Below are 2812 nucleotides of genomic sequence, written 5' to 3' on the forward strand. Positions count from 1 at the left end.
GTGAGCAGCGGAATGAACGAGGTCTGCGAACCGGCGTTGTTGGCCGATTCCGGCGCGGCCACGCCGCGGATGTTGCCCTGGCCGAACGGCACTTCACCGGGCTTGAGCTTGGTCTTCTTCTCGATGGTGTAGGCCGCGAAGGACGACAGCAGCGCGCCGCCGCCCGGCAGGATGCCCAGCGCCGAGCCCAAGGCCGTGCCACGGACCATGGCCGGGAACATGCGCTTGAAGTCCTCGGCCGTGGGCATGATGCCCTTGACCTTGCCGACGAAGACCTCGCGCTCGGACTCGTCCTGCGACAGGTTGGAGATGATCTCGCCGTAACCGAAGATACCCATGGCGATCACCACGAAGCTCACACCGTCGGTGAGTTCGGGCACGTCGAAGGAGAAGCGTGCCACGCCCGAGTTGATGTCGGTGCCGATCAGGCCGATAAGCAGGCCCAACACGATCATGGCCAGCGCCTTGACCAGCGAGCCCGAGGCCAGCACCACCGCGCCGATCAGGCCCAGCACCATGAGCGAGAAGTACTCGGCCGGGCCGAAGCTCAGGGCGATTTCGGTGAGCGGCGGCGCGAAGCCGGCCAGCACCAGGGTGCCCACGCAGCCCGCGAAGAACGAGCCGATGCCGGCCGCCGCCAGGGCGGGACCCGCCCTGCCCTTGCGCGCCATCTGGTAGCCGTCGAGCACGGTCACCACCGAGGACGATTCGCCCGGCAGGTTGACCAGGATGGCGGTGGTGGAGCCGCCGTACTGCGCGCCGTAGTAGATGCCGGCCAGCATGATCAGCGCCGACACCGGCTCCAGGCCGTAGGTGACGGGCAGCAGCATGGCTATGGTGGCCACGGGGCCCAGGCCCGGCAGCACGCCGATCAGGGTACCCAGCAGGCAGCCGACGAAGGCGTACAGCAGGTTCTGCCCGGTGAAGGCGACGCTGAAGCCCAGTGAGAGGTGTTCGAACAGTTCCATGGTGTTGTTGTCTCCGTGATCAGTGGCCCAGGAACCACGGCAGAACCGGGAACTGCAGATTGAGGGCGTAGACGAAAGCGCCGTAGCTGCCCACCGCGAGCACGGTGGCCAGCACGATCGATTCCTTGACCTTGTGGTTGGGTCGCGCGTAACCCGAGACGATGACCAGCGCGTAGATCGCCACGATCAGGCCGAAGGGCGGCAGGCCGATCGAGGGCAGGCCCACCAGCAGCACGCCGAAGACCAGGTTGGCCAGCAGGATGAAAACCAGCGGGCGCCAGGCGATGGCGCCGATCGAGCCGTCGTCGCCGCCCTTGGGCCGGCCGAACGATTGCAGGGTCACCACCAGCCCCAGCAGGGCCAGCACGATGCCCAGCAACAGGGGGAAGTAGCCCGGCCCCATGCGGGCGGCGCTGCCGATATCGAAGTTGGTGGCGCCCACCGCGAAGGCAATGCCCACGGCGGTGAACATGAGGCCGGACACGAAGTCCTTCTGGCTCGTTGGTTTCACGACGTCTGTCTCCTCGGGATGCAAAAAAAAGCTTGCGCATTGTCTGCGCATGGCCGCCCCATAGGCATGTGGGATACACCTATGGCTGACGTCAGCCTGACTGGCCGACGGTTTTACCAGCGACCGGTCGGCTGCTTGGCGCGGATGGCCGCGGCGATGGCCTCGGCGGTGTCGCCCCGCCCCGCCCGACGGGCGAAGTCGATGGCGCTCAGGCCCTGCTCGTTCTTCAACAGGGGATCGGCGCCCGACTCCAGCAACAAGCGCACCACCTGCGGGTGGCCGTAGAGCGCGGCCATCATCAGCGGCGTGCTGCCATTGGGCGACTGGGCGTCGATGTAGGCGTGGTGTTCCAGCAGCAGGTGCACCATGGGCACGGCGCGCTCGCTGGGGTGGGTGGCGGCGTAGTGCAAGGGCGCCCAACCGGGCTTGTTCACCTCGGCCTGGCGCTCGATGAGCCGGCGCGCCAGGTCCAGCTTGCCTTTGAGCGCGGCCATCATCAGCGGCGACTCGTCCTTGGCGTTGCGGACCTCCACCTTCAGCTCGGGCCGGCTGAGCAGGTACGTCGCGGCACGGTCGGACTCGTCCCGCAGCGCCAGGTACAGCGGGTGCTGGCCGCTGGGGTCCAGGGTGTTGAGGTCGAAGCCGCGCGCGGCGAGGTTGGCCAGGGTGTCCGGGTCGTTGCGCTTGATGGCGGTGAAGAAGTCGTCGTACGAACTCGCCCAGACAGCGGGACTGAGAACGAGAAAGGACATTAATCCTTTTAAAACAATGCGCTTTTTCATTTTTCTCAAGTAACTTCTTGGACTCAGGTCGCCGTCACACGGTCGAACAGGCGCTCGAAATTGCGGCCGGTGGCCTCGGCCACGGCCTCCACGGACAGGCCTTTCAGCTCCGCCACCTGCGCCGCCACGTGCGGCACCAGGGCCGGCGTGTTCACCTTGCCGCGGTGCGGCACGGGGGCCAGGTAGGGGCTGTCGGTTTCGATCAGCAGGCGCTCCAGCGGCACCAGGCGCGCGGTCTCGCGCAGGTCGGCGGCGTTGCGGAAGGTCAGGATGCCCGAGAAGGAGATGTAGAAATCCAGGTCCAGCGCGGCTCGAGCGACCTCGGCGGTTTCCGTGAAGCAGTGGAACACGCCCCGGGCCGGGGCGCGCCCGTCGCCAGGGCCAAAACCGCCCTCCTCGCGCAGGATGTCCAGGGTGTCGTCCGACGCGCTGCGGGTGTGGATCACCAGCGGCAGCCCGGTCTGGCGCGCAGCGCGGATGTGCACGCGGAAGCGCTCGCGCTGCCAGGCCATGTCGGCCAGGGTCCGTTCGCCCAGGCGGTAGTAGTCCAG

The 2812-nt window shown here is 67.3% G+C and carries 4 protein-coding genes; all 4 read right to left on the minus strand.

Translation table 11 applies throughout. The features are described 5' to 3' along the window. Positions 1-968, minus strand: a 968-nt coding sequence (locus BGO22_RS07970) for a tripartite tricarboxylate transporter permease (RefSeq protein ID WP_286849957.1), incomplete at its 3' end; no start/stop codon positions are given. A gap of 19 nt (positions 969-987) precedes the next feature. Further along, positions 988-1479: a tripartite tricarboxylate transporter TctB family protein gene (locus BGO22_RS07975; RefSeq protein ID WP_070398414.1), complete on the minus strand. Its 492-nt coding sequence runs from the start codon at positions 1477-1479 to the stop codon at positions 988-990. A gap of 113 nt (positions 1480-1592) precedes the next feature. Further along, a complete protein-coding gene (locus BGO22_RS07980) occupies positions 1593-2231 on the minus strand; it encodes an ankyrin repeat domain-containing protein (RefSeq protein ID WP_239478135.1) in 639 nt (212 codons plus the stop codon). A gap of 53 nt (positions 2232-2284) precedes the next feature. Next, the coding region (locus BGO22_RS07985; protein WP_286849961.1) for a TatD family hydrolase at positions 2285-2812 on the minus strand (528 nt) is incomplete at its 5' end.

The organism is Hydrogenophaga sp. 70-12 (genome assembly GCF_001897365.1).
Taxonomy (GTDB): Bacteria; Pseudomonadota; Gammaproteobacteria; order Burkholderiales; family Burkholderiaceae_C; genus Hydrogenophaga; species Hydrogenophaga borbori.